The sequence below is a fragment of the Nocardia sp. BMG111209 genome, from assembly GCF_000381925.1.
GTDB lineage: Bacteria > Actinomycetota > Actinomycetes > Mycobacteriales > Mycobacteriaceae > Nocardia.
This window is the reverse complement of the sequence record NZ_KB907308.1, coordinates 719,100-740,889: the sequence shown is the minus strand read 5'-3', so window position 1 is coordinate 740,889 and position 21,790 is coordinate 719,100. Positions and strand designations below refer to the sequence as shown.

General features: G+C 70.3%; 21 protein-coding genes. 11 read left to right on the top strand and 10 right to left on the bottom strand.

Features of this window, described 5'->3' with window-relative positions:
* Positions 1–135: 135 nt before the first annotated feature.
* The 8 genes from G361_RS0126975 (at position 136) to G361_RS45040 (ending at position 8,830) form a co-directional block, all read left to right on the top strand.
* Positions 136–2,730 carry an MFS transporter gene (locus G361_RS0126975; RefSeq protein WP_019930242.1) on the top strand — a complete coding sequence of 865 codons (2,595 nt, stop codon included), beginning with the start codon at positions 136–138 and terminating at the stop codon, positions 2,728–2,730.
* On the top strand, positions 2,727–3,551 hold the full coding sequence (locus tag G361_RS0126970; RefSeq protein ID WP_019930241.1) for a YceI family protein: 825 nt from the start codon (positions 2,727–2,729) through the stop codon (positions 3,549–3,551). The genes G361_RS0126975 and G361_RS0126970 overlap by 4 nt, the downstream gene beginning before the upstream one ends.
* A 46-nt stretch (positions 3,552–3,597) precedes the next feature.
* On the top strand, positions 3,598–4,221 hold the full coding sequence (locus G361_RS0126965) for a PadR family transcriptional regulator (protein WP_063711884.1): 624 nt from the start codon (positions 3,598–3,600) through the stop codon (positions 4,219–4,221).
* 58 nt (positions 4,222–4,279) lie between these two features.
* Positions 4,280–5,266 (top strand): ATP-binding cassette domain-containing protein, encoded by a 987-nt coding sequence (locus G361_RS0126960; RefSeq protein WP_019930239.1) that lies wholly within the window; start codon positions 4,280–4,282, stop codon positions 5,264–5,266.
* Complete coding sequence (locus G361_RS0126955; protein ID WP_019930238.1) at positions 5,263–6,024, top strand: ABC transporter permease; 762 nt, start codon at positions 5,263–5,265, stop codon at positions 6,022–6,024. Before G361_RS0126960 ends, G361_RS0126955 begins: the two co-directional genes overlap by 4 nt.
* Before the next feature lie 179 nt (positions 6,025–6,203).
* Positions 6,204–7,055 (top strand): GNAT family N-acyltransferase, encoded by an 852-nt coding sequence (locus G361_RS0126950; RefSeq protein WP_026343565.1) that lies wholly within the window; start codon positions 6,204–6,206, stop codon positions 7,053–7,055.
* Between the two features lie 29 nt (positions 7,056–7,084).
* Positions 7,085–8,038, top strand: a complete 954-nt coding sequence (locus G361_RS0126945) for a 1-acyl-sn-glycerol-3-phosphate acyltransferase (RefSeq protein ID WP_231387104.1) — start codon at positions 7,085–7,087, stop codon at positions 8,036–8,038.
* 276 nt (positions 8,039–8,314) lie between these two features.
* Positions 8,315–8,830 carry a hypothetical protein gene (locus tag G361_RS45040; protein ID WP_019930235.1) on the top strand — a complete coding sequence of 172 codons (516 nt, stop codon included), beginning with the start codon at positions 8,315–8,317 and terminating at the stop codon, positions 8,828–8,830.
* 110 nt (positions 8,831–8,940) lie between these two features.
* Here G361_RS45040 and G361_RS0126935 read toward each other — a convergent pair whose 3' ends face one another.
* Positions 8,941–9,351: an ATP-binding protein gene (locus G361_RS0126935; protein WP_026343563.1), complete on the bottom strand. Its 411-nt coding sequence runs from the start codon at positions 9,349–9,351 to the stop codon at positions 8,941–8,943.
* 203 nt (positions 9,352–9,554) lie between these two features.
* Here G361_RS0126935 and G361_RS0126930 point away from each other — a divergent pair, with 203 nt between their 5' ends.
* The gene (locus tag G361_RS0126930) at positions 9,555–9,920 is read left to right on the top strand and encodes an STAS domain-containing protein (RefSeq protein ID WP_081635673.1); all 366 of its coding nucleotides are present in this window, start codon (positions 9,555–9,557) and stop codon (positions 9,918–9,920) included.
* A gap of 51 nt (positions 9,921–9,971) precedes the next feature.
* Here G361_RS0126930 and G361_RS0126925 read toward each other — a convergent pair whose 3' ends face one another.
* The 5 genes from G361_RS0126925 to G361_RS45035 form a co-directional block, all read right to left on the bottom strand.
* Positions 9,972–10,415 (bottom strand): response regulator, encoded by a 444-nt coding sequence (locus G361_RS0126925; RefSeq protein ID WP_019930232.1) that lies wholly within the window; start codon positions 10,413–10,415, stop codon positions 9,972–9,974.
* Entirely contained in the window at positions 10,412–12,043 is a 1,632-nt protein-coding gene (locus G361_RS0126920; protein WP_019930231.1) for a CHASE3 domain-containing protein, read from the bottom strand. The genes G361_RS0126925 and G361_RS0126920 overlap by 4 nt, the downstream gene beginning before the upstream one ends.
* Positions 12,040–13,275, bottom strand: coding sequence for a PP2C family protein-serine/threonine phosphatase (locus tag G361_RS0126915; RefSeq protein WP_019930230.1), 1,236 nt, complete (start codon positions 13,273–13,275; stop codon positions 12,040–12,042). Before G361_RS0126915 ends, G361_RS0126920 begins: the two co-directional genes overlap by 4 nt.
* A 246-nt stretch (positions 13,276–13,521) precedes the next feature.
* Positions 13,522–13,845 (bottom strand): hypothetical protein, encoded by a 324-nt coding sequence (locus G361_RS0126910; protein WP_019930229.1) that lies wholly within the window; start codon positions 13,843–13,845, stop codon positions 13,522–13,524.
* The gene (locus G361_RS45035; protein ID WP_019930228.1) at positions 13,842–14,102 is read right to left on the bottom strand and encodes a hypothetical protein; all 261 of its coding nucleotides are present in this window, start codon (positions 14,100–14,102) and stop codon (positions 13,842–13,844) included. The genes G361_RS0126910 and G361_RS45035 overlap by 4 nt, the downstream gene beginning before the upstream one ends.
* Positions 14,103–14,332: 230 nt before the next feature.
* On the opposite strand from G361_RS45035, the gene G361_RS0126900 reads away from it, so the two are divergent.
* Positions 14,333–15,172, top strand: coding sequence for a SigB/SigF/SigG family RNA polymerase sigma factor (locus G361_RS0126900; protein WP_019930227.1), 840 nt, complete (start codon positions 14,333–14,335; stop codon positions 15,170–15,172).
* A gap of 129 nt (positions 15,173–15,301) precedes the next feature.
* Positions 15,302–17,266 carry a potassium transporter Kup gene (locus G361_RS0126895; protein WP_026343561.1) on the top strand — a complete coding sequence of 655 codons (1,965 nt, stop codon included), beginning with the start codon at positions 15,302–15,304 and terminating at the stop codon, positions 17,264–17,266.
* Between the two features lie 124 nt (positions 17,267–17,390).
* Here G361_RS0126895 and G361_RS0126890 read toward each other — a convergent pair whose 3' ends face one another.
* The 4 genes from G361_RS0126890 to G361_RS0126875 are packed head-to-tail and all read right to left on the bottom strand — an operon-like array spanning position 17,391 to position 21,632.
* Complete coding sequence (locus G361_RS0126890) at positions 17,391–18,794, bottom strand: MmgE/PrpD family protein (protein ID WP_019930225.1); 1,404 nt, start codon at positions 18,792–18,794, stop codon at positions 17,391–17,393.
* On the bottom strand, positions 18,791–19,612 hold the full coding sequence (locus G361_RS0126885; RefSeq protein WP_019930224.1) for a cyclase family protein: 822 nt from the start codon (positions 19,610–19,612) through the stop codon (positions 18,791–18,793). Before G361_RS0126885 ends, G361_RS0126890 begins: the two co-directional genes overlap by 4 nt.
* Positions 19,609–20,448 (bottom strand): CoA ester lyase, encoded by an 840-nt coding sequence (locus G361_RS0126880; RefSeq protein ID WP_019930223.1) that lies wholly within the window; start codon positions 20,446–20,448, stop codon positions 19,609–19,611. Before G361_RS0126880 ends, G361_RS0126885 begins: the two co-directional genes overlap by 4 nt.
* Positions 20,445–21,632, bottom strand: coding sequence for a CaiB/BaiF CoA-transferase family protein (locus G361_RS0126875; protein ID WP_019930222.1), 1,188 nt, complete (start codon positions 21,630–21,632; stop codon positions 20,445–20,447). Before G361_RS0126875 ends, G361_RS0126880 begins: the two co-directional genes overlap by 4 nt.
* Positions 21,633–21,790 lie beyond the last annotated feature (158 nt).

The following is a 21,790-nucleotide window of genomic DNA, read 5'->3' as shown; positions in this document are numbered from 1 at the left end:
GTAGAAGCTAAGTAAATAGTCGACGGAACGACCCGCCCTCGGGATGCCGCCATGCCGGGCCGATCCGCTCGGCCGTTTGATCAGCAGCGTGGAGACGACCACGGCGCAGCCGTACCGAACAGGGCATCAACTTTCATGACGACATCGAGTATCGACACCTCGGCGGCGAGCGCGCCCCCGGCGTTGTCGCATCGCCAGATCCTGACCATTCTCTCCGGGCTGCTGCTGGGCATGTTCCTCGCCGCACTGGATCAGAACATCGTCAGCGTCGCGATCGTGCGAATCGCGAACAGCCTGCACGGTTTCGACCAGCAGGCCTGGGCCACCACCGCCTATCTGATCACCTCGACGATCAGCACCCCGCTGTACGGCAAACTCGCCGACATCTACGGGCGCAAGCCGTTGTTCCTCGCGGCGATCACGATCTTCGTGGCCGGTTCGGCGGCCTGTACCTTCGCCGGCTCGATGTACGAGCTGGCCGGGTACCGGGCCTTCCAGGGACTCGGCGCCGGCGGCCTGATGTCGTTGGTGCTCACCATCATCGGCGATATCGTGCCCGCCCGGGAACGAGCCCGGTACCAGGGCTATTTCATGATGGTCTTCGGCGGTTCGACGGTGCTGGGGCCGGTGCTGGGCGGGTTGTTCTCCGGCTACGACCAGCTCTGGGGGATCGACGGCTGGCGCTGGGTGTTCCTGGTCAACGTCCCGGTCGGCATCCTGGCCCTGATCGTGGTCGCCCGGGTGCTGAACCTCACGCATCAGCGCCGGGCGATCCGGGTGGACTGGTACGGCGCGGTGGCGCTGACGATCTGCGTGGTGCCGCTGCTGATCGTGGCCGAACAGGGCCGCGCCTGGGGCTGGGCCTCGCCGAAGGCGTTGCTGTGCTTCGGGATCGGCGCGGCCGGGCTGGTGCTGTTCCTGATCGCCGAGGCGCTGATGCGGGACGCGGCGCTGATCCCGTTGCGGCTGTTCCGCAACGGCACCTTCACCCTGACCATCGTGGGCGGCTTCATCGTCGGCGTCGCGATGTTCGGCTCGCTCAGTATGGTGCCGCTGTATCTGCAAGTGGTGCGCGGTTTCTCGCCGACCAAGGCGGGCCTGCTGATGCTGCCGATGGTGGCGGGCATCGTGGTGGGCTCGCTGACCAGCGGCCAGGTGGTGCGCCGGACCGGCCGGTACAAGATCCTGCCGATCGTCGGGACGGCCGCCATCTCGGCCGGGGCGGTGCTGTACGCGCAGGTGGCCTACGACAGTCCGCTGTGGGAGCCGCTGCTGATCGCCGTGCTGCTGGGTATCGGGCTGGGTGGCTGTATGCAGACGCTCACCATCGCCGCGCAGAACGCCGGACCCCGGTCGGACATGGGCGTCTCGACCGCCTCCTCCACGTTCTTCCGGCAGGTGGGCGGCACGCTGGGTGTCGCGGTATTCCTGACCATCCTGTTCAACCAGTTGCCGCACCGGATCCTCGCGGCCTTCGGCGGGATGCTGCCGGACGGTTTCGACACCGCGAAACTCGGTGACATACAGGCGAATACGTCGGTGATCGCGGCGCTGCCGGCCGCGGTGCGCGATCCCATCCTGGTCGGTTTCACCGATTCGCTGCACGTCGTGCTGTACTCGACGGCGGGCGTGGCACTGCTGGCGTGCGTGGTGCTGCTGTTCATGAAGGAGATCCCGTTGCTGGACCCCGTGGCGAAGCCGGTCGAGCCGACCCCGGCCGACGACCCCGAGTGGGCCGAGGACCAGGTCTATCTCGGTGCCGCGCAGGCGATCTCCGAACCCGAGCCGATCCTCGCCGCCGATGCCGCGGCCGCGTCGGAACAGGAGCGGTACGCCGCGCTGAGCAGCGGCCTGAAGGCGGCGCTGGCCGGCGGCAACGGATTCGCCGGCGCCGCGCACCGGCCGGTCGCCGATCCGGCGGCGGCGGTGGCGATGCTGCCGGCCGCGCCGCCCACCGGGACCGGCGGCGATCTCGGCGGCCGGGTGCAGCGCGCCGACGGCGCCCCGATCGCGGGCGCGGTGCTCACGCTGATAGATCAACGCGGACATCAGGTTTCGCGGGCCCGCGGCGATCGCGGCGGCGTCTTCGGCCTCCAGCGGCCCGCACCGGGTAACTATGTGCTGATCGTCTCGGCCAACGGGTATCAGCCGACCGCGCTGAATCTGACCGTCGACGACGGCCGGTTGCAGGTGGAGGTCACCCTGCACGGCGCGGGCGAGCTGTCCGGGGTGGTGCGCCGCGCCGGGGACGGCGAGCCGGTGTCCGGCGCCACCGTGACCCTGACCGATATGCGCGGTGAGGTGATCGGGGCGACGCTCAGCGGGCCGGACGGCGGATACTCCTATCAGGGCATGGTGACCGGGGTCTACACCCTGGTCGCGGTCGCCCGGCGGCTGCGGCCCGCCGCGGCCACCCTGACCGTGCCCGATACCGGGGTACTGCAGTACGACATCGAGCTGGCCTCGCTGGCCGTGCTCACCGGCGAGGTCTCGGCCGACGGGCGGCCGGTACCGGACGCCCGGGTGAGCGTGCTCGACGAGTCGGGTGCGACGGTGGGCAGCGCCCGCACCGACGCGGACGGCCGCTACCTGGTACCCGACCTGTCCGAGGGCAGTTATCGCGTGGTCGCGCGGGGCTATCCGCCCGTGACCACGCGGGTGACGCTGGCGTCGGGCGAAATCGACCACAACGTACGACTGGGTTACGACCAGACGGAGGATATGCAGTGACCGGTCTCGATGTGCAGATTCGCACCCCCAACGGCTGGCCGATCCCGGACGCGGTACTGACCGTCACCGATCTCGAGGGCCGCCAGCTGGTCCGCGCCGTCGCCGACGCCTCCGGCGTGGCGGCCACCGGGCCGCTGCCGCCGGGGATGCACACCGCGGTGGTCACCGCGCCCGGATATCAGCCCGAGGCCCGTATCGCCCGCATCGGCGCCGACGGCGGCGGGGTACTCGGCGAACTGCGGCTGGTCCCGGAGGCGACCGCGATCGCGCTGCCGCCGCCGGGCCCGTGGACGATCGATCCGGAACACTCCACCGTGGTCGCGACCGCGCGGCACATGGGCATCGCGAGTATCCGGGGGCGGTTCGCGGAGGTCGGCGGCCGGCTCGACATCGCCGAAACCTTCGAGCACTCCACGGGATACGCCGAGATCAAGGCCGCGAGCATCGACACCGGGGTGCGCATGCGCGACGACCACATGCGGTCCGCGGACTTCCTCGACGTGGAACACCACCCGCTGATCTCGTTCAGCGGCAACGGTTTACGCCGCACCGGCAGCGAAACCTGGGTGATGGCGGGCGAACTCGATCTGCACGGCCGGCGGCGGCCGGTCGAACTCGACCTCACCTACGGCGGTTGCGGCCCGGACCTGTACGGCGGCACCCGCGCCGCCTTCCACGCCGAAACCCTGCTGCACCGTGAGGATTTCGCCATGGACTACAACGCCATGGTGCGCGTCGGCGTCGCGGTCGTGGGCACCACGGTGAAGATCGACCTCGACATCGAACTGGTCCAGGGCGAGAGCCTGCCCTCGGCGGGCTGACCGGTGCCCGCACCCGGGTCGGCCGGCCGTGGGTTAACCTGCGGAGATGGCTGTTCCGACGACCCGCATGCTGGTGTTGTCCGTGGTCCGGCTGCTGCAGCCGGTACACGGATACGACGTCCGGCGTGAGCTGCTGTCCTGGCACGCCGACGAATGGGCCAACATCAAACCCGGCTCGGTCTACGGAGCGCTCAACACCCTGCAACGCGACGGGCTGATCGCCGTCGACGGGGTCGGCCAGGCCCGTAATCGCCCGGAGCGCACCACCTTCCGGCTCACCGCCGAGGGGGCGAAGGAGTTCGACGGGATGCTGCGCGAGGCGCTGTGGTCGGCGGATCAGCCGAAGCATCCGTACTACGCGGCGGTCTCGCTGTTCCCGCATGCCGAACGCGACGAGGTGATCGCCGCACTGCGCAGCCGGATCATGAAATTCGAGGGTGAACTCGCCTTCCTGGAACGGGAGGAGCAGCGCATCCTGGCCGGCAGCGGCGATCCGGTCGAGATGGCGCCGCATCATGTCGCCGACGCCATCCGGCTGTCCGCCGATCACCTGCGCGCCGATCTGAACTGGTCCCGGCGGACGCTCGAGCGCATCGAGAGCGGCGAACTCGACGTCTGGCCGGGGGCGATCCGTCCGGCGTCCGAGCGGGAGGGCCCCGCCGCGGAGTAGTGATCAAGCCTGAATAGTAAAGCTTGACTATCGGTCCCCCGGTTCCTACCGTGGGGACATGGAATCGACGGCTGTTCGTGGCCGCACCCGCGCCCCGGTGATCCGGGCACGCGGGCTGGCACGAACCTTCACCACCAAGACCGGACCCGTGGACGCGGTCACCGGTATCGACTTCGAGGTGTACGAGGGCGAGATCCTCGGCCTGCTCGGCCCGAACGGGGCCGGCAAGACCACCACCCTGCGGATGATCGCCACCCTGCTCGCGCCCACCGCGGGCGAGGCCACCGTCGCCGGCGCGGATCTGCGCACCGACGCGCGGTCGGTGCGCTCCCGCATCGGATATGTCGCCCAGGGCGGGGCGACCGGTGACGAACAACTCGTCATCGACGAATTGATGCTCCAGGCAAGGCTTTTCGGCCTCGGCAAGGCCGCGGCGGCCCGCCACGCGGCGGAGCTGCTGGCCGGGCTGGACCTGGCCGGGCTGAGCCGGCGGCGCTGCCGGGAACTGTCCGGCGGCCAGCGGCGCCGGGTCGACATCGCCCTCGGCCTGGTGCACCGCCCCGGCCTGATCTATCTCGACGAGCCCAGTACCGGACTCGATCCGCAGAGCCGGGCCAATCTGTGGGACCACATCCGCCGGCTGCGCGACGAGGGCACCACGATCGTGCTCACCACCCACTACCTCGAGGAGGCGGACGCGCTCTGCGACCGCATCCTGGTGATGGACCACGGCGAGATCGTGGTCGCCGGCACGCCCGACGAGCTCAAACAGCGCATCGCCGGTGACGTGATCAGCCTCGTCGTCGCCGACGACCGGGCCGAGGAGGTGCTGCGCGTCGCCGGGACGGTCCTGGAACTGCGCTCCCGGCTGCACGCCGACGGCCTGGTCCACCTCACCGTCGACCGCGGCGACGCGGCCGTGGTGCCGCTGCTGCGCGCCCTGGACGAGGCGGGCATCAGCCCGAGCTCGCTCACCGTCAAACGACCCAGTCTCGACGACGTGTTCCTGACCGTCACCGGGCGATCCCTGCGGGAGGCATCGTGAATTTCCTGCGCGAGACCGGCCTGATCTTCTGGTCGCAGTTGCGCACCCAGCTGCGCAATCCGGTGTGGGTGATCATCGGGCTCTCCCAGCCGGTGCTGTATCTGGTCCTGTTCGGGCCGCTGGTGAAGACGATCGCGCCGCAACTGGGCCCGGGTGCGGATCCGTGGAAGGTGCTCACCCCGGCGCTGGTGATCCAGGTCGGGCTGTTCGGTTCCATGTTCGCCGGATTCGTGATGGTGCAGGAGTTGCGCGCCGGGGTGATCGAGCGGCAGCGGGTCACGCCCGCGAGCCGGGCGGCGCTGCTGGTCGGCCGGGTGCTCAAGGACATGGTGGTGCTGATCGTGCAGGCGCTGGTGCTGGTCCTGGTGGCGATGGTGGCCTTCTCGTTGCGGCCCGATCCGGTCGGGCTGGTGGCCTCGGTGCTGCTGATCGCGGTCATGGCGGCCGGGCTGGCCTCGGGCTCCTACGCGCTGGCGCTGTGGGCCCGGTCCGAGGACACCCTCGCCTCGGTGCTGAACAGCCTCACGGTCCCGATCATGTTGTTGTCGGGCATCCTGCTGCCGATGAGCCTGGCGCCGCGCTGGTTGCGGATCGTCGCGGACATCAACCCGTTCGAGCACACCGTGGAGGCCGCGCGGGCGTTGTTCCGCGGTGAGTTCGCGACGGGTGAGGTGTATCTCGGCACCGGTCTCACGGTGGCGGTCGCGGTGCTGCTGATCGTGCTCGGCGCCCGCAGCTTCGCTCGCGAGAACGCCTGATCGACCGGGCCCGTCCGCACGCGGGACGGGCCAGGATCGCGTCCGTTCCGGCCGATGGGCGAACGCCGCGCATCATGCGGGTGAACGTCGCGTGTGACCGCTGTCTCGTTCACCGGACTGGCATCGGGACGACACTCACAGGTTGCCCCGGGGCCGATTCGGGCTGGCTTCATCAGGACATGACAACACCGGCAGTGTCATATCCCAGCCTGCTCTCGCCGTCATCGCCCGCAGCGCCGCGACCGGCGGAACCGGGTACGGAACGCTCACAGTACTCCCTGGTCGTATCGTCCGATCTCGAGCATCGGCGGGCCGCGCAGGGGCTGCGGTATCGAGTGTTCAAGGGCGAGCCCGGATTCGACATCCCCGAGAGCGCCGACGGGCTCGACGCCGATCGGTTCGACGAGCACTGCGACCATCTGCTGGTGCGCGACAACGCCACCGAGGAGTTCGTCGGCTGCTACCGGATGTTGCCGCCGGACAAGGTCGCCGCGGCCGGAGGTTATTACACGGCAACCGAATTCGACCTCACCGCGATGGATCCCACGGGACAGCGGATCGTCGAGATGGGCCGCGCCTGCGTGGTGCCCGACCATCGCAACGGATCCGTGGTGACGCTGATGTGGGCGGGCATCCTGCACTACATCCAGCTCACCGGCTACGACTGGGTGATGGGTTGCGCATCGGTGCCCATGCAGGAGAGCCCGGCCGATCCGATCGGCGCGAACGTGCGCGGCGTGCGGGATCTGGTCCTGGCCAAGCACGCCGCCGATCCGGCGCGGTGGGCCCGCCCCCACAATCCGGTGGTCGTCGACGGCCGCACCCTCGACGAACTGACGCCGCCGGCCCGGCCGAAGCTGCCGCCGCTGCTGCGCGGATATCTCCGGCTCGGCGCCTGGATCTGCGGCGAACCCGCGCACGATCCCGATTTCGGCGTCGCCGATTTCGTGGTGCTGCTGGGCCTGGACACCATCAACCGCCGCTACCTGGAGCGGTTGCAGTCGGCCGCGAACAACTTCGACGGCCGCTAGACCCGGTACTGAGGACGGACGGAAACGCCATGCCCGCCTTGATGTCTCCCGGCACCCCCGGGCTCACCTGCCCGCCGGCCGCGCCGGTGCACGCCTGGATGCCGGTCAGCCCGTGCGTCCCCAGCTGCGTGGATGTCCGCCCGCAGGCCGGTCGGCTCCGGATGGTGGCGCGGATCGCCGCCGTCGCCGGGCTGCTGGCCGGGTTCCCGGCGGTGAATCTGGTGACCCCGCGGCCGCTGCGGGCGCGCCTGCACCGCCGCAGTGCGCGACTTCTGTTGCGCGCCTGTGGAATTCGGCTGCGGGTCGTCGATCTGCGCGGCGCGTCCGCGACGCCCGCCGGTCGCCGGGGCCGGCGGTCCCGGGATCGGCAGGGACTGCTCGTGGTGTCCGCCCATGTCGGCTGGACCGATGTGGTGGCGCTGGCGGCGGTGGATCCGATGGGATTCGTCGCCCGCGGCGATCTGATCGAATGGCCGATGCTCGGCGGCCTGGCCCGGATCATGCGGGTCATCCCGATCCATCGGGAGCGGCTGCGGCAGCTGCCCGAGGTGATCGCGGTGATGTCGGAGCGGCTGGCCGCCGGCGAGCGGGTCTGCATGTTCCCGGAGGGCACCACCTGGTGCGGTCGCGCGCACGGTTCGCTGCGTCCGGCGCTGTTCCAGTCCGCGGTCGACACCGGTACGCCGGTGCAGCCGGTCCGGATGCGCTATGTGGACGCCACCGGTGAGCTCACCACCGTTCCCGGGTTCGTCGGCGACGACACCTTCCTGGATTCGGCCCGGCGCGTGCTGCTGTCCAAGGGGGTTGTGGCGGAGGTCACACTGCTGCCGGTGGAGCAGCCCGGCGCCGATCGGCACGAGCTGGCGCGCCGGTGCGAACAGGCCATGCGGGGCGCGGAGGTGCCCGATATCGACGCGCACGCCACCGCGGTCGGCAGCGGCCCGACCCGGGCGATCGTGCCCGATACGGCCGCGATCAGCTGACCGGGACGGCCGGCGGCGGCTCGCCGCCGGAGACGGGCCGGTGCCCCGGCGGCGGGGCGGCCCGGTCATACCGGTGCCGGATGGTAACCGTACGATCGGACTCGATCATGTCGTCGAGCGGATTTCGCAGCCCGTGGCCGTTTTCCTGGATACCCGATGGGTACGTCTCGGGGAAACGGGACGGACAGAACAGGTTGTGATCGGGTGGTGGACAACACGCGGAGGTCACCGCGACGTGGCGGCGCCGGCCGAGGCCGGCTGCGCAGCGTCGGTCCGGTGGGTGACGGGGCGGAACACGACAGTACGGCGGAGATGCCCGCCGGGGGTTCCGGGAGCGGGCCGACGCATATCGACGGCGGCGGGCCGAGTCGTCCCGATGGCAGTGGGCCGACGTATCTCGGCGAATTCCGGGTACGGGTGCCGGCGGTGGTGTCGCAGCTGGCGATGCTGCGGGCCGTCGCCGAGACCGTCCTGCTCACCGCGGATTTCACGCTCGACGTGGTGACCGATGTCCGGGTCGCGCTGGACGAGGTCGCGACGGCGCTGATGCTGTCCGCCGATGCGGGCCGCGAACTCGAATTCGAGCTGCGCTACGACGCGCGCGGGGTCGAGGTGCGGGTGTCGCTGGTGTCGCGTACGGAGGCGGCCCTGGAGGACGACAGCTTCGGCCGGCACATCGTCGCCGCACTGACCGACTGGCTGGAGGCCGGCTGCGAGCCGTACGACCCGGCGCTGGGCGGATATCCGGTCACCGTGCGCTTCGGACGGCAACGCGATGTGGACGACTTCTGAACCTTCCGCGCCGGTGCGCGGCGGGTCCGAAATCCGATGATCGCCGTGGGTCGGCGTCGCGTGCCATGAGTGGCCCGGCAGGCAGCACGCGCAGCCCCGGCGCGGCGCCTTCAGCGGTGCGAGCGGAGTTCGACGGTGGTGCCGGTGGGACTGGTCGAGATCGAGGTGTCGGGGACCACCGCGCGCATGATCGCGAGGCCGCGGCCGCGGTAGTTGTCCGCGGCGTCGGCGGTGGTCTTCCAGTGGCCGCCGTCGACGATCACGATGCGCAGTTCGTCGTCGAGCAGGTCGCCGTCGACCCGGATCGTGCCGGGTTCCGGGCCGTAGGCATGTTCCACGGCATTGGTGCACGCCTCGGTCACGGCCAGTACGATATCTGCGATGCGGTCGGCATCGAGACCCGCTTGGGTCAGCCACTGTCGCAACGTACGGCGCAACGGAGCGAGTGCGGATGCCAGCGCGGGAAAGGTGAGCCGAAGGGGAGCCGGGGATTCCACCGATCGCGTGTGCGCAGTTGGCATCCTGCACTGTCCTCTCTGCCCGAGTTTCGGAAACCTCTGCACTTTCGGAGACATACCCTTGTGGTGCCGGGTTATGCGGCCGAAAACGGGGGCCGAGTCGGTGATTCGACCGCGCGAGAACGGGTAAGCCGATCCCGGGCGAATGCCGGATCGGTGAGGATCGAACGGCAAGACGGCCGGGAACGACAGAGGAGGAAGTGACCGTGAGCGACGGCGGAGTTTCGCAACTGCTGACCGTGTCGCAGCACCACGAGGGTGACACCGTCGTGGTGGCGGCCGAGGGGGAGATCGACATCACCTCCGCACCGCAGTTGAGCGCTGCGCTCGAGGCGGTCGGAGCGGATGTCACCGCACCGATCGTCGACCTCTCCGGGGTCGACTTCATGGGTTCGGTGGGACTGAGCGTGCTGCTGGCCGCTTCCGAGAAGCTGAAGACCGCGAACGCGGACGCCGGGCAGTTGCGCGTGGTGGTGTCGCCGCAGGTGCGCCGCCCGCTCGAGGTGACCGGGCTGGACAAGGTCCTGGCTTTGTTCGACTCCCTGCAGCAGGCGCTGGCCGCCGGGGCCTGAGGCCCGCGATGCGACCGTCCGGAGGACCGTGGCCCGCGTGCCGGGCGACGGTCACCGGCGCGGCGGCAGCCGCACCACCTGGACGAAGAAGTCGTCGATCTGCTTGATCGCCGCCACGAACTGGTCCAGATCGACCGGCTTGGTGACGTACGCGTTGGCGTGCAGCGCGTAGCTGCGCAGGATGTCCTCCTCGGCCGCCGACGTGGTGAGCACCACCACCGGGATGGAGGCCAGGTCGGGATCCGCCTTGATCCGGGCCAGCACGTCCCGGCCGTCGTATTTCGGCAGATTCAGATCGAGCAGGATCAGATCCGGGCGGGCGGCGTCCGCGTAGGGGCCCTGCCGATACAGGAACTCGAGGGCCTCCGCGCCGTCCGTGCAGACGTGCAGCGTGTTGCCGATCTTGTTGTCCTGGAAGGCTTCCCGGGTCATCAACTCGTCGGCGGGATCGTCCTCGACCAGGAGGATATCGATCGGACGGGCGGAATTGATCATGAGCGCGGTCCTTCGGTGTCGTCGGGGAGAGCGGCACTGCTCTCGTGCTCGGGCGCCGGCGTCGATCCGACCAGGGTGAAGCAGATGCGGGTGCCGGTGGTGTACTCGGTGTCGATCCAGATCCGGCCGCCGTGATGTTCGACGATCTTCTTCGCCATGGCCAGGCCGATCCCGGTGCCGCCGTATTCGTCGCGATTGTGCAGCCGCTGGAAGATCACGAAAACCTTCTCGACGAACTGCGGTTCGATGCCGATCCCGTTGTCCTCCACCGTGAATCGCCAGCCGGGTTCGTCCTCGGCGGGTGCGGCGGTGATGCGGATCTCCGGGACGCGGTTGGGGGCGCGGAACTTGAGCGCGTTGCCGATCAGGTTCTGCCACAACATCGTCAGCAGTACCGGCACGCCCTCGATCCGCGGCAGATCGTCCGGCAGGCCGACCCGCGCGCCGCTGTCGTCGATCGCCGTCGCGAGGTTGGTCAGGGCGCGGCCGAGCGGCTGGGCCAGCTCCACCGGCACGGTGTCGTCGGCCATCCGGCCCACGCGGGAGAAGGACAGCAGATCGTTGATCAGCACCTGCATCCGTTTGGCGCCGTCGACCGCGTAGGTGATGTATTGGGTGGCCCGGTCGTCGAGTTTGTCGCCGTAGCGCTTCTCCAGCAGCTGGCAGAACGAGGCCACCTTGCGCAGCGGTTCCTGCAGATCGTGCGAGGCGACGTAGGCGAACTGCTCCAATTCGGCGTTGGAGCGGCGCAATTCGACGGCCTGCGAGTGCAGCGAGGTCTTCTGCTCCTCGAGCCGGGTCTCCTGGACGCGGGCCGAGTCCAGTTCCGCGACGATGCGGCGGCGCATCTCCTCCACCGCGACGGCGACCGCGGCGATATCGGCCGGGCCGTGCGCGTCGATATGGGAGGTGAAGTCGCCGGCCGCGACCCGCCGCGACGCGGCCGTGAGACCCGCCAGCGGCCGCACGACCAGCCGCCGGACCAGCGTGAGCAGGATGAATCCGGTCGCCAGGTAGAGCACCAGCAGGCCCAGCAGGATGCCGTCGCGCACGCTGCGGGAATGCCGCAGATCGGCGGTGTCGGCGGCGACCGAATCGGCCAGGTGGCCGTTCTGCCGATCGAACAGGGCGCGGATGGTGTCGAAATTCCGTTTGCCCTGGAGCGCGTCGGTATCGCCCTGGGTGCGGGCCGCCGCCGGGGTGGTGATCAGGGGCTGGACATACGCGGTGCGCCAGCGCCCGACGGACTGTTCGATCTCGTCCAGATCGGCGAGCAGCTGCCGGTCGCCGGACAACAGCTGCCGCAGGTGCTGCGCCGACTCGCGTTCGGCGGCCACGCCCTGGTTGTACGGGTCCAGGAACTGCTGCTGGCCGGTGATCACGAAGCCGCGGACGCCGGTCTCCTGGTTGAGCAGCGCCGATTGGAACTGCAGCGCCTCCCGCTGGGCGGGCAGCGAGCGGTCGAGCAGCTGATCGGTGGCGCTCGAGGTGCTCGAGATCACCCGTTCGCCCAGCACTGCCCCCACGACGACCACGAGAATCATCGCGCCCAGCACCGCCTGGAACCAGGCGCTGGTGGTGAGCCGGCCGGCCGGATTGCGCGGATTACGTGGTACGTCTGCGGTCATGGTGCCGTCCGGTGTTGTCGCCAGTAGAGATAGAGGAGCGCGACGTCGTCGTCGAGTCCTCCGGCCGGGGCCGCGAGGCCCTCGACCCGATCGATCAGCGTGTCCAGGAACTCGTCGGGTTCCGTGGCTCCGACGGAACGGGCCAGCGCGAGCAGGCCGTCCTCGCCGAGCCGGTCCCGGCGCTCGTTGACGAAGCCTTCGAACAATCCGTCGGTGAACAGGGTCAACGCCGCGTCCTCCGGGAGGTCGAGGACGGTCTCGGGCCAGGTCAGCTCGTGGCCGGAGCCGATGCCGAATCCGAGTGCCGGTCCGCCCGGCACCTCGACCCAGTCCCAGCCCGCGGCCGAGTGCATCAGCGCGCCCGGATGGCCCGCCCGCAACACCCGGGCGGTGTGTTCGGCCGGGGACAGGGTGAGCATGGTCGCCGTGGCGAAGGTCTGCCGGTCGGAGCGTTCCGCCAGCAGCACCTTCTCCATCAGCCGCAACTGACGAGTACCCGTGACGCCACTGAGAACCAACGTACGCCACGCCAGTCGCAGCGCCACGCCGGTGGCGGCGGCGTCCGGGCCGTGCCCGGACACGTCGCCGATCACCGCGTGCACCGTGCCGTCCTGCTCCTCGACCACGTCGTAGAAGTCGCCTCCGAGCAGGGCGTGCGCGCGTCCGGGCCGATAGCGGGGGACGACCTCGACCGCGCCGCCGGGCCGCAGCAGCGGGGTGGGCAGCAGGCCGCGTTCCAGGCGTGCGTTCTCCTCGGCCCGCAGCTGACTGGCCTGCAGTGCCACGCTGGTGCGTTCGGCCTGTTTGCGCTGGATGGCGTAGCGGACCGCGCGGCTGAACAGATCGGGTTCGACCCGGCCCTTGACCAGATAGTCCTGAGCGCCGGCCGCCATCGCGGCCAGGCCGATGAGCTTCTCGTCCAGGCCGGTGAGGACCACGACGGCGGTATCCGAGACGGTCCGCACCTGCCCCAGGGCCTCCAGGCCCTGCGCGTCGGGCAGATTCAGGTCCAGCAGCACACAGTCGGGGGTTCGCTCGCGCAGGTAGTCGACCGCCTCGGAGACCGATCGGACCCAGTCCAGCCGGATACCCAGGGCGCCGTCCTCGACCAGCGCCTCGACGAGCAGGGCGTCGGCGGGATCGTCCTCGATCAGCAGGACATCGGAGTGTGCGGGTGTCGTCGCGGCCACCGTGCTGCCGATGTCGTCCCTGGCGTCAGGCCACACGGGCATCACCACGACCGGAACCGGTGGCGGCGGATCCCGTCGCGCGGACGGCGTCCGACGGACACCGGCTCGCGGTTTGCCGGTTTCGGCAACGCATGGACTCCCATCACCCGCGATGCGCACAGCGCAAAGTACTGCCCCGCGGCCGGTTTCTGGACCACGGGGCAGTCAGATCGTATCCGATGTTGTGTCGCACGCGCAGCGAACGTCCCTGGACCTCCCGTTTTCGGCCGATGATGCCGATTGCGGACGCTATTTCTTGGGGATCAGGATGCCGGACAGATCGGCGTTGCGGATCGGGGTGTCCGGATTGGCCTGCGCGCGGCACATCAGGGTGATCGCGCCGATGGCTCCGTCGACGGTGTCGGGGGAGGGCGTCTCGGTGACCTTGGTGTCGTTCTGGAGGTATTTGCGGACGGTCACGCGCTGTTTGTCCTGATCCTGCGCGGTGAACTCGGAGCAGGGCGTATCGCCGCCCTTGTTGACCGCCTCCTTCGCCTTGTCGCACCCGCCGAGCAGCAGGGTGGTCACGGCGAGCACGGCCGCCGCGGCGGCTCCGGTACGGGCACGGTTCACGATCGGCCTCCTCGTTCGGTACGGACCCGGGCATACTCGGCGACCATCCAGCCGAATCCCGCCACCAGCGCGACCGCGGTGGCGACGGAACCGCCCAGGACGCGCGGTCCGGCGCCCCCGGTGACGGTCCACCCGAGCGTGGCGACGCCGAGCAACAGCAGCAACAGGCCGGGCCAGTCGAGCTTGTCGAGGATCGCGTCGGGCCGGTCCGGACGATTCGGGGCGGGAGACCGATCGGTCGCCGAGGGTGAGGTCATCGAAAGTTGCTCCTTCGTGGTGGGTCGCGCCTTCCGAGAGTCGGGTGCCCCGCGTGGTCCCGCCGAAACGCGCACCGCCGGGCGCGATCGGCTGTCGAACGGATCACGGCGGGACGTCGATGCCCGAGGAGTTGATCTGTGTCGCTCGTCACACTGGACGATTCGGCTCCGGGGGACTGGGTAACGAACGAATACACGGAATCTACGGATCCCATAAGTGAGGATTGAATATGTCAAGTGGATACGCGGCTCGGTCCGGAACGGCAGTCGCTGCCAAGAGCAAGGGCGATTCATACGACGATATCGAGCCCTGGCTGCAGCGGCTGGCGGATCTGCCGGCCGACGGGGTCGAGCGCGACCGCCTGCGCTCGGAGATCATCGCGAAGTGCCTGCCGCTGGGTGAGCACATCGCCCGCCGGTACAGCGGACGCGGCGTCGACTTCGACGACCTCGCCCAGATCGCCGCGGTCGGCGTCATCCTGGCCGTCGACCGGTTCGATCCGAGCAACGGCGCGCCGTTCCTGTCGTTCGCGGTGCCGACCATCATGGGTGAGGTGCGGCGGTACTTCCGCGACAGCACCTGGGCGGTGCGGGTGCCGCGGCGGATCAAGGAGATCCAGCAGCGGTTGTCCACCGTGGTTCCGGAGCTGTCCCAGCGACTCGGGCATTCGCCCACCGCGCAGCAGCTGGCCGACGAACTCGGTATCGAGCCCGGTGAGGTCACCCAGGCGCTGATCGCGAGCAACTGCTACACCACCGACTCCCTGGACACCGATTCGGGCGGGAACGACGAGGGCGACCGGCCCGTCTCGCAGCTGGAACGACTGGCGGTGGAGGACAACGGGTTCGCCCTGGTCGAGGAGACGCTGACCGCGGGCCCGCTGCTGGCGGCCCTGCCCGAACGCGAGCGCCGCATCCTGATCATGCGCTACGGCCACGGCAAGACCCAGGCCGAGATCGCCCGCGAGATCGGGGTTTCGCAGATGCAGGTCTCGCGCCTGCTGTCGCGCACGCTCGCGGGCCTGCGCGAGGCGGCGCTGAGTCCGCGGGAATTGTCCACGGTGGCCTAGGTTCCGCCCGATATTTCCTTTCCGCCCGCGCACCGGGGAACGAATTTCCCGGTGCGCGGGCGTATTTCCGGGTGGATCCGGAATTCACGTGCGGGCGTGCGGCGCAACGAGTTTCGGGAGGAGCGCGGCATGGTCGAGGTGCAGGGGACCGTCGGTGGCGGCCCGGCGTTCACGGTGCACCGGGCGCCCGGGTCGAAGGTGCGCGACACCGCGCGCTGGGGCCCGGCCGTGGGGGCGCTGGGGGTGGTGTTCGGGGATATCGGCACCAGCCCGATCTATACGTTGAAATCGGTGTTCGATCCCGGTGATCCGCACCCGATGCGGGTCGACGCCGATGCCGTGTACGGCGTGGTGTCCCTGGTGTTCTGGTCGGTCACGATCATCGTCACCGTCACCTATGTCCTGCTCGCGATGCGCGCCGACAACGACGGCGAGGGCGGGATCATGGCGCTGATCACGCTGGTGCGCCGCTGGGGCGCCGGGCACGGGCGGCGGCTGGTCGCGGTGCTGTCCGCGCTCGGAATCTTCGGCGCCGCACTGTTCTTCGGCGACAGCATGATCACGCCGGCGATCTCGGTGCTGTCCGCGGTGGAGGGCGTGAAGGTGGTCCAGCCGGCGCTGGGCGGGTTCGTGGTGCCGATCACCGTCGCGATCATCGTCGCGTTGTTCCTGGTGCAGCGGTGGGGGACCGGTGCGGTGGGGCGGATGTTCGGGCCGATCATGATCGTCTGGTTCGTGACCGTCGCCGCCTGCGGGATCGCCGGAATCGCCCGGCGGCCCGGCATTCTCGCGGCGCTGTCCCCGCTCTACGCGGGGCGGTTCCTCGCCGGGCACTTCGGTGCGGCGTTCTTCGCGCTGGCGGCGATCGTGCTCGCGGTGACCGGGGCCGAGGCGCTGTACGCCGATATGGGGCACTTCGGCCGGCGGTCGATCACCCGGGCGTGGCTGGTGCTGGTGTTCCCGGCGTGCACGCTGAGCTATCTCGGGCAGGGGGCGCTGATCCTGGCCGATCCGGACCGTGCGAGCAGCCCGTTCTTCCTGCTCGCGCCGTCCTGGGCGCGGCTGCCGGTGGTGCTGCTGGCCTGCGCGGCCACCGTGATCGCCGCGCAGGCCGTGATCACCGGCGCGTATTCCGTTGCGTCCCAAGCGGCCCGGCTGGGCTATCTGCCCCGGCTGCGGATCACGCACACCTCGGCGTCGCGGCCGGGTCGGATCTACGTGCCGTGGGTCAACTGGCTGCTGCTGGTCGCGGTGCTGACCCTGGTGTTCGCGTTCCGCAGTTCCGGTGCGCTGGCCTACGCGTTCGGGATGGCGGTGACGGGCACCATCACCATCACCACGCTGCTGTTCTTCTTCCTGGCGCGGGCCCGCTGGCACGTCCCGCGCTGGCTGATCGTGGTGGGTGCGGCGCCGCTGCTCACCGTGGATCTGCTGTTCCTCGCCGCCAACGTCACCAAATTCGCGCACGGCGGGTGGGTGCCGCTGCTGATCGCGGCCGTGGTGTTCGTCGTCCTCACCACCTGGCAGCGCGGGCGGGAGATCGTTGCCGCGCAACGGATCCGGCGGGAGGGGCCGCTGCACCGCTTCGTCGACCGGCTCGTCGCGGGCAGTCCGCCCACGGCGAGTGTGCCGGGGACCGCGATCTATCTGGATCGGGACAAGCACACCGCGCCACTCGCGTTGCGCGCCATGGTCGAACACGCGCACGTCCGGCACGAGCACATCGTGATCCTCGCGCTCGAGGTGCGGCCGGTGCCACGGGTGCCGGAATCGGAACGACTCGTGGTCGAGCATCTGGGCCCGGACCACGATCGGATCGCGCACGTCACGGCCCGCTACGGGTATCTGGAGACACCGGATGTGCCGAAGGCGCTGGCCGGGGTCGATCCGGCCGCCACCGACGGGCCGCTGGATCTGGACGGTGCGTCGTACTTCCTGTCCACCATCGAGCTGAGCGCGGGTCCGGCACGGACCATGATGCGCTGGCGTAAGCGGCTTTTCATCGCCACGTCGTATCTCGCCGCGGATGCCGCCGGATATTTCGGCCTGCCGCGGGACCGGACCGTGGTGCTGGCGTATCAGCTCGAGGTCTGAGCGACTGCCGAACCGAGATTCCGGCCCGCACACCGTGTTCCGGACATGCGGCGGTGGCGGGCCCGAAGGATGCGGGCCCGCCACCCCGGTACACCGATCCTCGTCGATCGGTGGCAGATACCGATCAGGCGTGTAGCAGACCGGTGAGTTCGGTCAGATCCGGCAGATCCGCGAGGCCGTAGGTCAGTTCGGTGATCCGCTCGGCCACCTCCGCGGTGACCACGCGAGTTGCGTTGAGCCGGAACTTGAGTGCCAGTTCGGCGGCGGACAGCGGGTTCGCCGCGCCGCCGCGGTTGGCGTCGACGCGCTCCTCCAGGACCCGGCCGTCGCGCAGTGTGGCGCGCAGGACCGCGGGGAACTGATGCGGGAAGATCTCGTCGCAGCGCGCGTCCGGGACGCAGGTCACCTCGGCCGCCAGTGCGAGCCGGGCAGGGTCGGCCGCGGCGGCATCGGTGAAATCGTCGTGGAACAGGCCGAGTCCGCCGCCGCCGAGCAGCGCCGCCGCGACCGTGTACGGGCCGGAGAAGGCGGCGTGGTAGCCGGAGCTGGGGTGGATCTTGTCCGCGCGGGGTTCGCCGATCGTGCGCAATACCGCTGTCGGCGCGCCCAATTCGAGCGATTCGATATCGGCGGCGGTGACGCCGCGGGCCCGCAGCGCGCGGGCGGCGTCGATACCGGCGTGGGTGAAGTGGTTGCAGGGGTAGGGCTTGAAGAAGATGCCGGGCAGCTCCCACTGGTCGCCGAGACCGCGGGTGATCGCGTCCGGATCGGACCGGTCGCCGCAGAACGCCTGCAGCAGACCGAATCTGCCCTCCAACACGGTCGGCGGGCCGGTGATGCCGAAGCGCGCCATACCCGCCGCGGTCACCGCCGCGTGCGCGGCCCAGCCGCAGTGCACCCGCTTGACCGTGCCGCCGGTCCGATTCGCCTCCAGCAGACCGGAACCCATACTCGCCGCGATGCCGAGGGTGTCGGCGATACCGGCCTCGTCCACCTCCGACAGCATCGCGCACGCGACCGCCGCGCCGAGCGCGCCGCAGATCGCGGTGGCGTGCAGGCCGCGCTCGAAGAACACCGAATTGCCCAGTTGCTCATCGTATCCGGCCATCCCCAGCCGTACGGTGATCTCGACGCCGACGCCGATCGCGTCCAGCAGCGCGGCCCCGGAGACGCCGCGCGCCTCGGCCACCGCGAGCGCCGCGGGCACCACCGACGCCGACGGGTGCAGCACCGACGGCAGATGGGTGTCGTCGAAATCCAGTGAGTGCGCGAGGGTTCCGTTGACCAGCGCGGCGCTCGGCTCGGGCAGCCGGTCGCCGGAGCCGATCGCGGTGGCGCGGCCGGAGCCGCCCCATTCGCGGACCAGCGCGCCGACGGCCTGTCCGGGCTTCTCCACGGTCGCGGCGAGGCTGTTGCCCAGCACGTCCAGCACCCGGCGGGCGGCGTCGGCCCGCAGTTCCGGCGGCAGGCCGTCCGCCCGGACGCCGGTGGCGAATTCGGCCAGGCGTGCCACGATCGTCCGCGTCATGCCGACACCGCCGCGAGCGGGCGGATCGGGGAGCCGGTGCCGCCGACGATGCGCAGCGGGGCGAGCAGGAAGACGAACTCCCGCACACCCGTCTCGGCGATCTCCTCCAGATTCAGGTGTTCCATGATGAAGATGCCCGATTCGACCAGCAGCACCCGGTGCACCGGCAGTACGGCGTGCCCGGCGCCGGCCGGGATCTGCTCGTAGGCGGTGGTGTCCGCGCCGGTGGCGACGATGCCGCGGGACGCGAGCCATTGCGCCGCTTCGACATTCGCGCCGGGGACACCGGACTCCTTGCCCATGTAGGTGGCCGGCTCGCCGAAGTTGCGGGCCCAGCCGGTGCGGATCAGCGCGACATCGCCGGGACCCGGTGTGGCCCCGGCCAGTTCGGCCGCCGCGTCCAGATCCGCCGCGGTGACGCCGTATCCGGGATCCAGGGTCGAAACGCCGTGCACCGCCGCCACATCCAGCAGTACCGCGCGGCGCAGCAGGCCGGGCAGGTTCTCCGCGCCGTGGGTCGTGAACGCGCCGCCGAGCTGGGCCTCGGCCGCGTCGACCTCGCCGTGCAGTTTGCCGCAGTGGCTGACGTGCGACAGCGCGTCGATATGGGTGCCGACGTGCCCGCCGGTCACGATGATCTCGTTGGCCGCCGAACCGCCGTCGGGCCGCTGCATATCGCCGTGCCGGCGGATCAGCGTCATCCGGAAGCCGGGATGGTTCGGCGAGCACGGCATACCGGTGAAGAACGGCTGGCCGAGCTCGATGAGCCGGACCCCGCCCGATACCGCCGCCAGCAGCGGGTCCTGGGTGCGTGTCATGAGAGGTGACCTTCCTGAATGTTCTCGTGCTGGGTGCCGGCGTCGGCGATCTCGAGCACCCAGCGGGCGCGCGCGACGATCGCGGCGTCGACGAACTGTCCGTTGCGGTCGATCCAGGCCGCCCTGGACGCCGCGAGCCCCTCGATCAGCTCACGGGCCCAGGACGTTTCGGCCGGATCCGGGGCGCACACCTCGTGCACGACCGGAATCTGCGCGGGGTGGATCACCGACCGGCCGAAGAATCCGGCGGCCCGGCCCGCCGTGGTGCTCGTGCGCAGGCCGTCCGCATCGCGGACCGCCGTCCAGACACTCTGCACCGGACTGGGCAGCCCGGCCGCGCGTGCGGCGACCACGATCCGCGAGCGCGGCCAGCTCAGCGCCTCGCCACCGGATACCCGCAGGTCGGCGGCGAGATCGGCCTCGCCGAGCGAGATGCCGGCGACCAGCGGGTGCGCGGTCGCGAGCGCGAGCGCGTGTTCGATGCCGAGCGCCGATTCCAGCACCGGGTAGACCGGCACGCGCAGCGTGTCGGCCACCCGGCGCAGCTCGCCGGGGTCCTCGCACTTGGGGACCCGGACCCCGGCGAGCGCTCCGGGGGCGGCGGCCAGCGCGCGCAGATCGGCCGCGCCGGCCGCGGTGTCCGGCGCGTTCATCCGCACGTACGCGGCGTGGCCGTCGGCGAGCGCCGCCAGCACGTTGCGCCGTGCGCCGTCCTTGTCCGCCGCCGACACCGCGTCCTCGAGGTCGAGGATCACCGCGTCGGCGGGTCCGGCCAGGGCCTTGCCGATGCGGTCCGGCCGGTCGCCGGGAACGTAGAGCCAGCTGCGGGGGATCACTTGACGACGCCCTCCTCGCGCAACCGCGCGAGTTCCGCCTCGCCGATTCCGTAGCGGCCCAGCACCTCCGCGGTGTGCGCGCCGAGCGGGGCGCCGGCCGAGGTGATCGCGCCCGGGGTCTCCGACAGCCGGAACAGCACGTTCTGCATCCGGACCGGGCCGAGTTCGTCGTCCTCGACGGTGGCGATGGTGCCCAGCGCCGCGTACTGCGGATCGGCCATCACGTCGGCGGCGTCGTAGATCGGGGCGACCGCGGCCTGGGCCTCCTCGAACGCCCGCACCACCTCGTCCCGGTCGCGCGCGGCGATCCAGGAGCCGACCGCCGCGTCGAGTTCGTCGGCGTGCTCGGCGCGCTGCGCGCCGGTGGCGAACCACGGTTCGTCGATGTACTCCGGATGTCCGACCAGGCGCATGACCCGCTCCGCGATGGACTGCGCGCTGGTGGAGATCGCGACCCAGCTGTCGTCGCGGGTGCGGTAGGTGTTGCGCGGGGCGTTGTTGGTGGACCGGTTGCCGGTGCGCGGCTGCAATTGGCCGAGCTGGTCGTAGGCGATGATCTGCGGGCCGAGCAGGGTGAGGATCGGCTCGATGATGGCGAGGTCGACGACCTGCCCGTGGCCGGTCTGCTCGCGGGCCCGCAGGGCCGTCATGACCGCGAAAGCGGTTGTCAGCGCGGCGATTCCGTCGGCGAGGCCGAACGGCGGCAGCATCGGCGGGCCGTCCGGCTCACCGCTGATCGCGGCGAAACCGCTCATCGCCTCGGCGAGGGTGCCGAAGCCGGGCCGCTTGGCATAGGGGCCGATCTGCCCGAAGCCGGTGACGCGGGCGAGTACCAGGCGGGGATTGATCTCCCGCAGCTGCTCGTAGCCCAGCCCCCAGCGTTCCAGCGTGCCGGGGCGGAAGTTCTCGATCACCACGTCGGCGTCGGCGACCAGCGTGCGGAAGATCTCCTGGCCGGCGGGCGAACCGAGGTAGAGGGTGATGGCTTTCTTGTTGCGGCCCAGCATCTTCCACCACAGGCCGACGCCGTCGCGCTGCGCGCCGTGGCTGCGGACCGGGTCGCCGTTCGGATGTTCGATCTTGACGACCTCGGCGCCGTAGTCGCCGAGCATCGTGGCCGCCAGCGGACCCGCGAACAGGGTGGCCGTATCCAGCACCCGGATCCCGGACAATGCGCCCGCCATGGGAGTACCTGCCTTTCTGGCGTCCCGCCGGCAACTTCCGTCGTTTCGCCAATAGGAACGATTGTGAACTTCAGGTTTCGGGGCGACGGTCCCCGGCTGCTCACCAAGTTCGCACTGATAGTGCGGGTACGTCAAGTTACGAGCAGATATTGACCTGA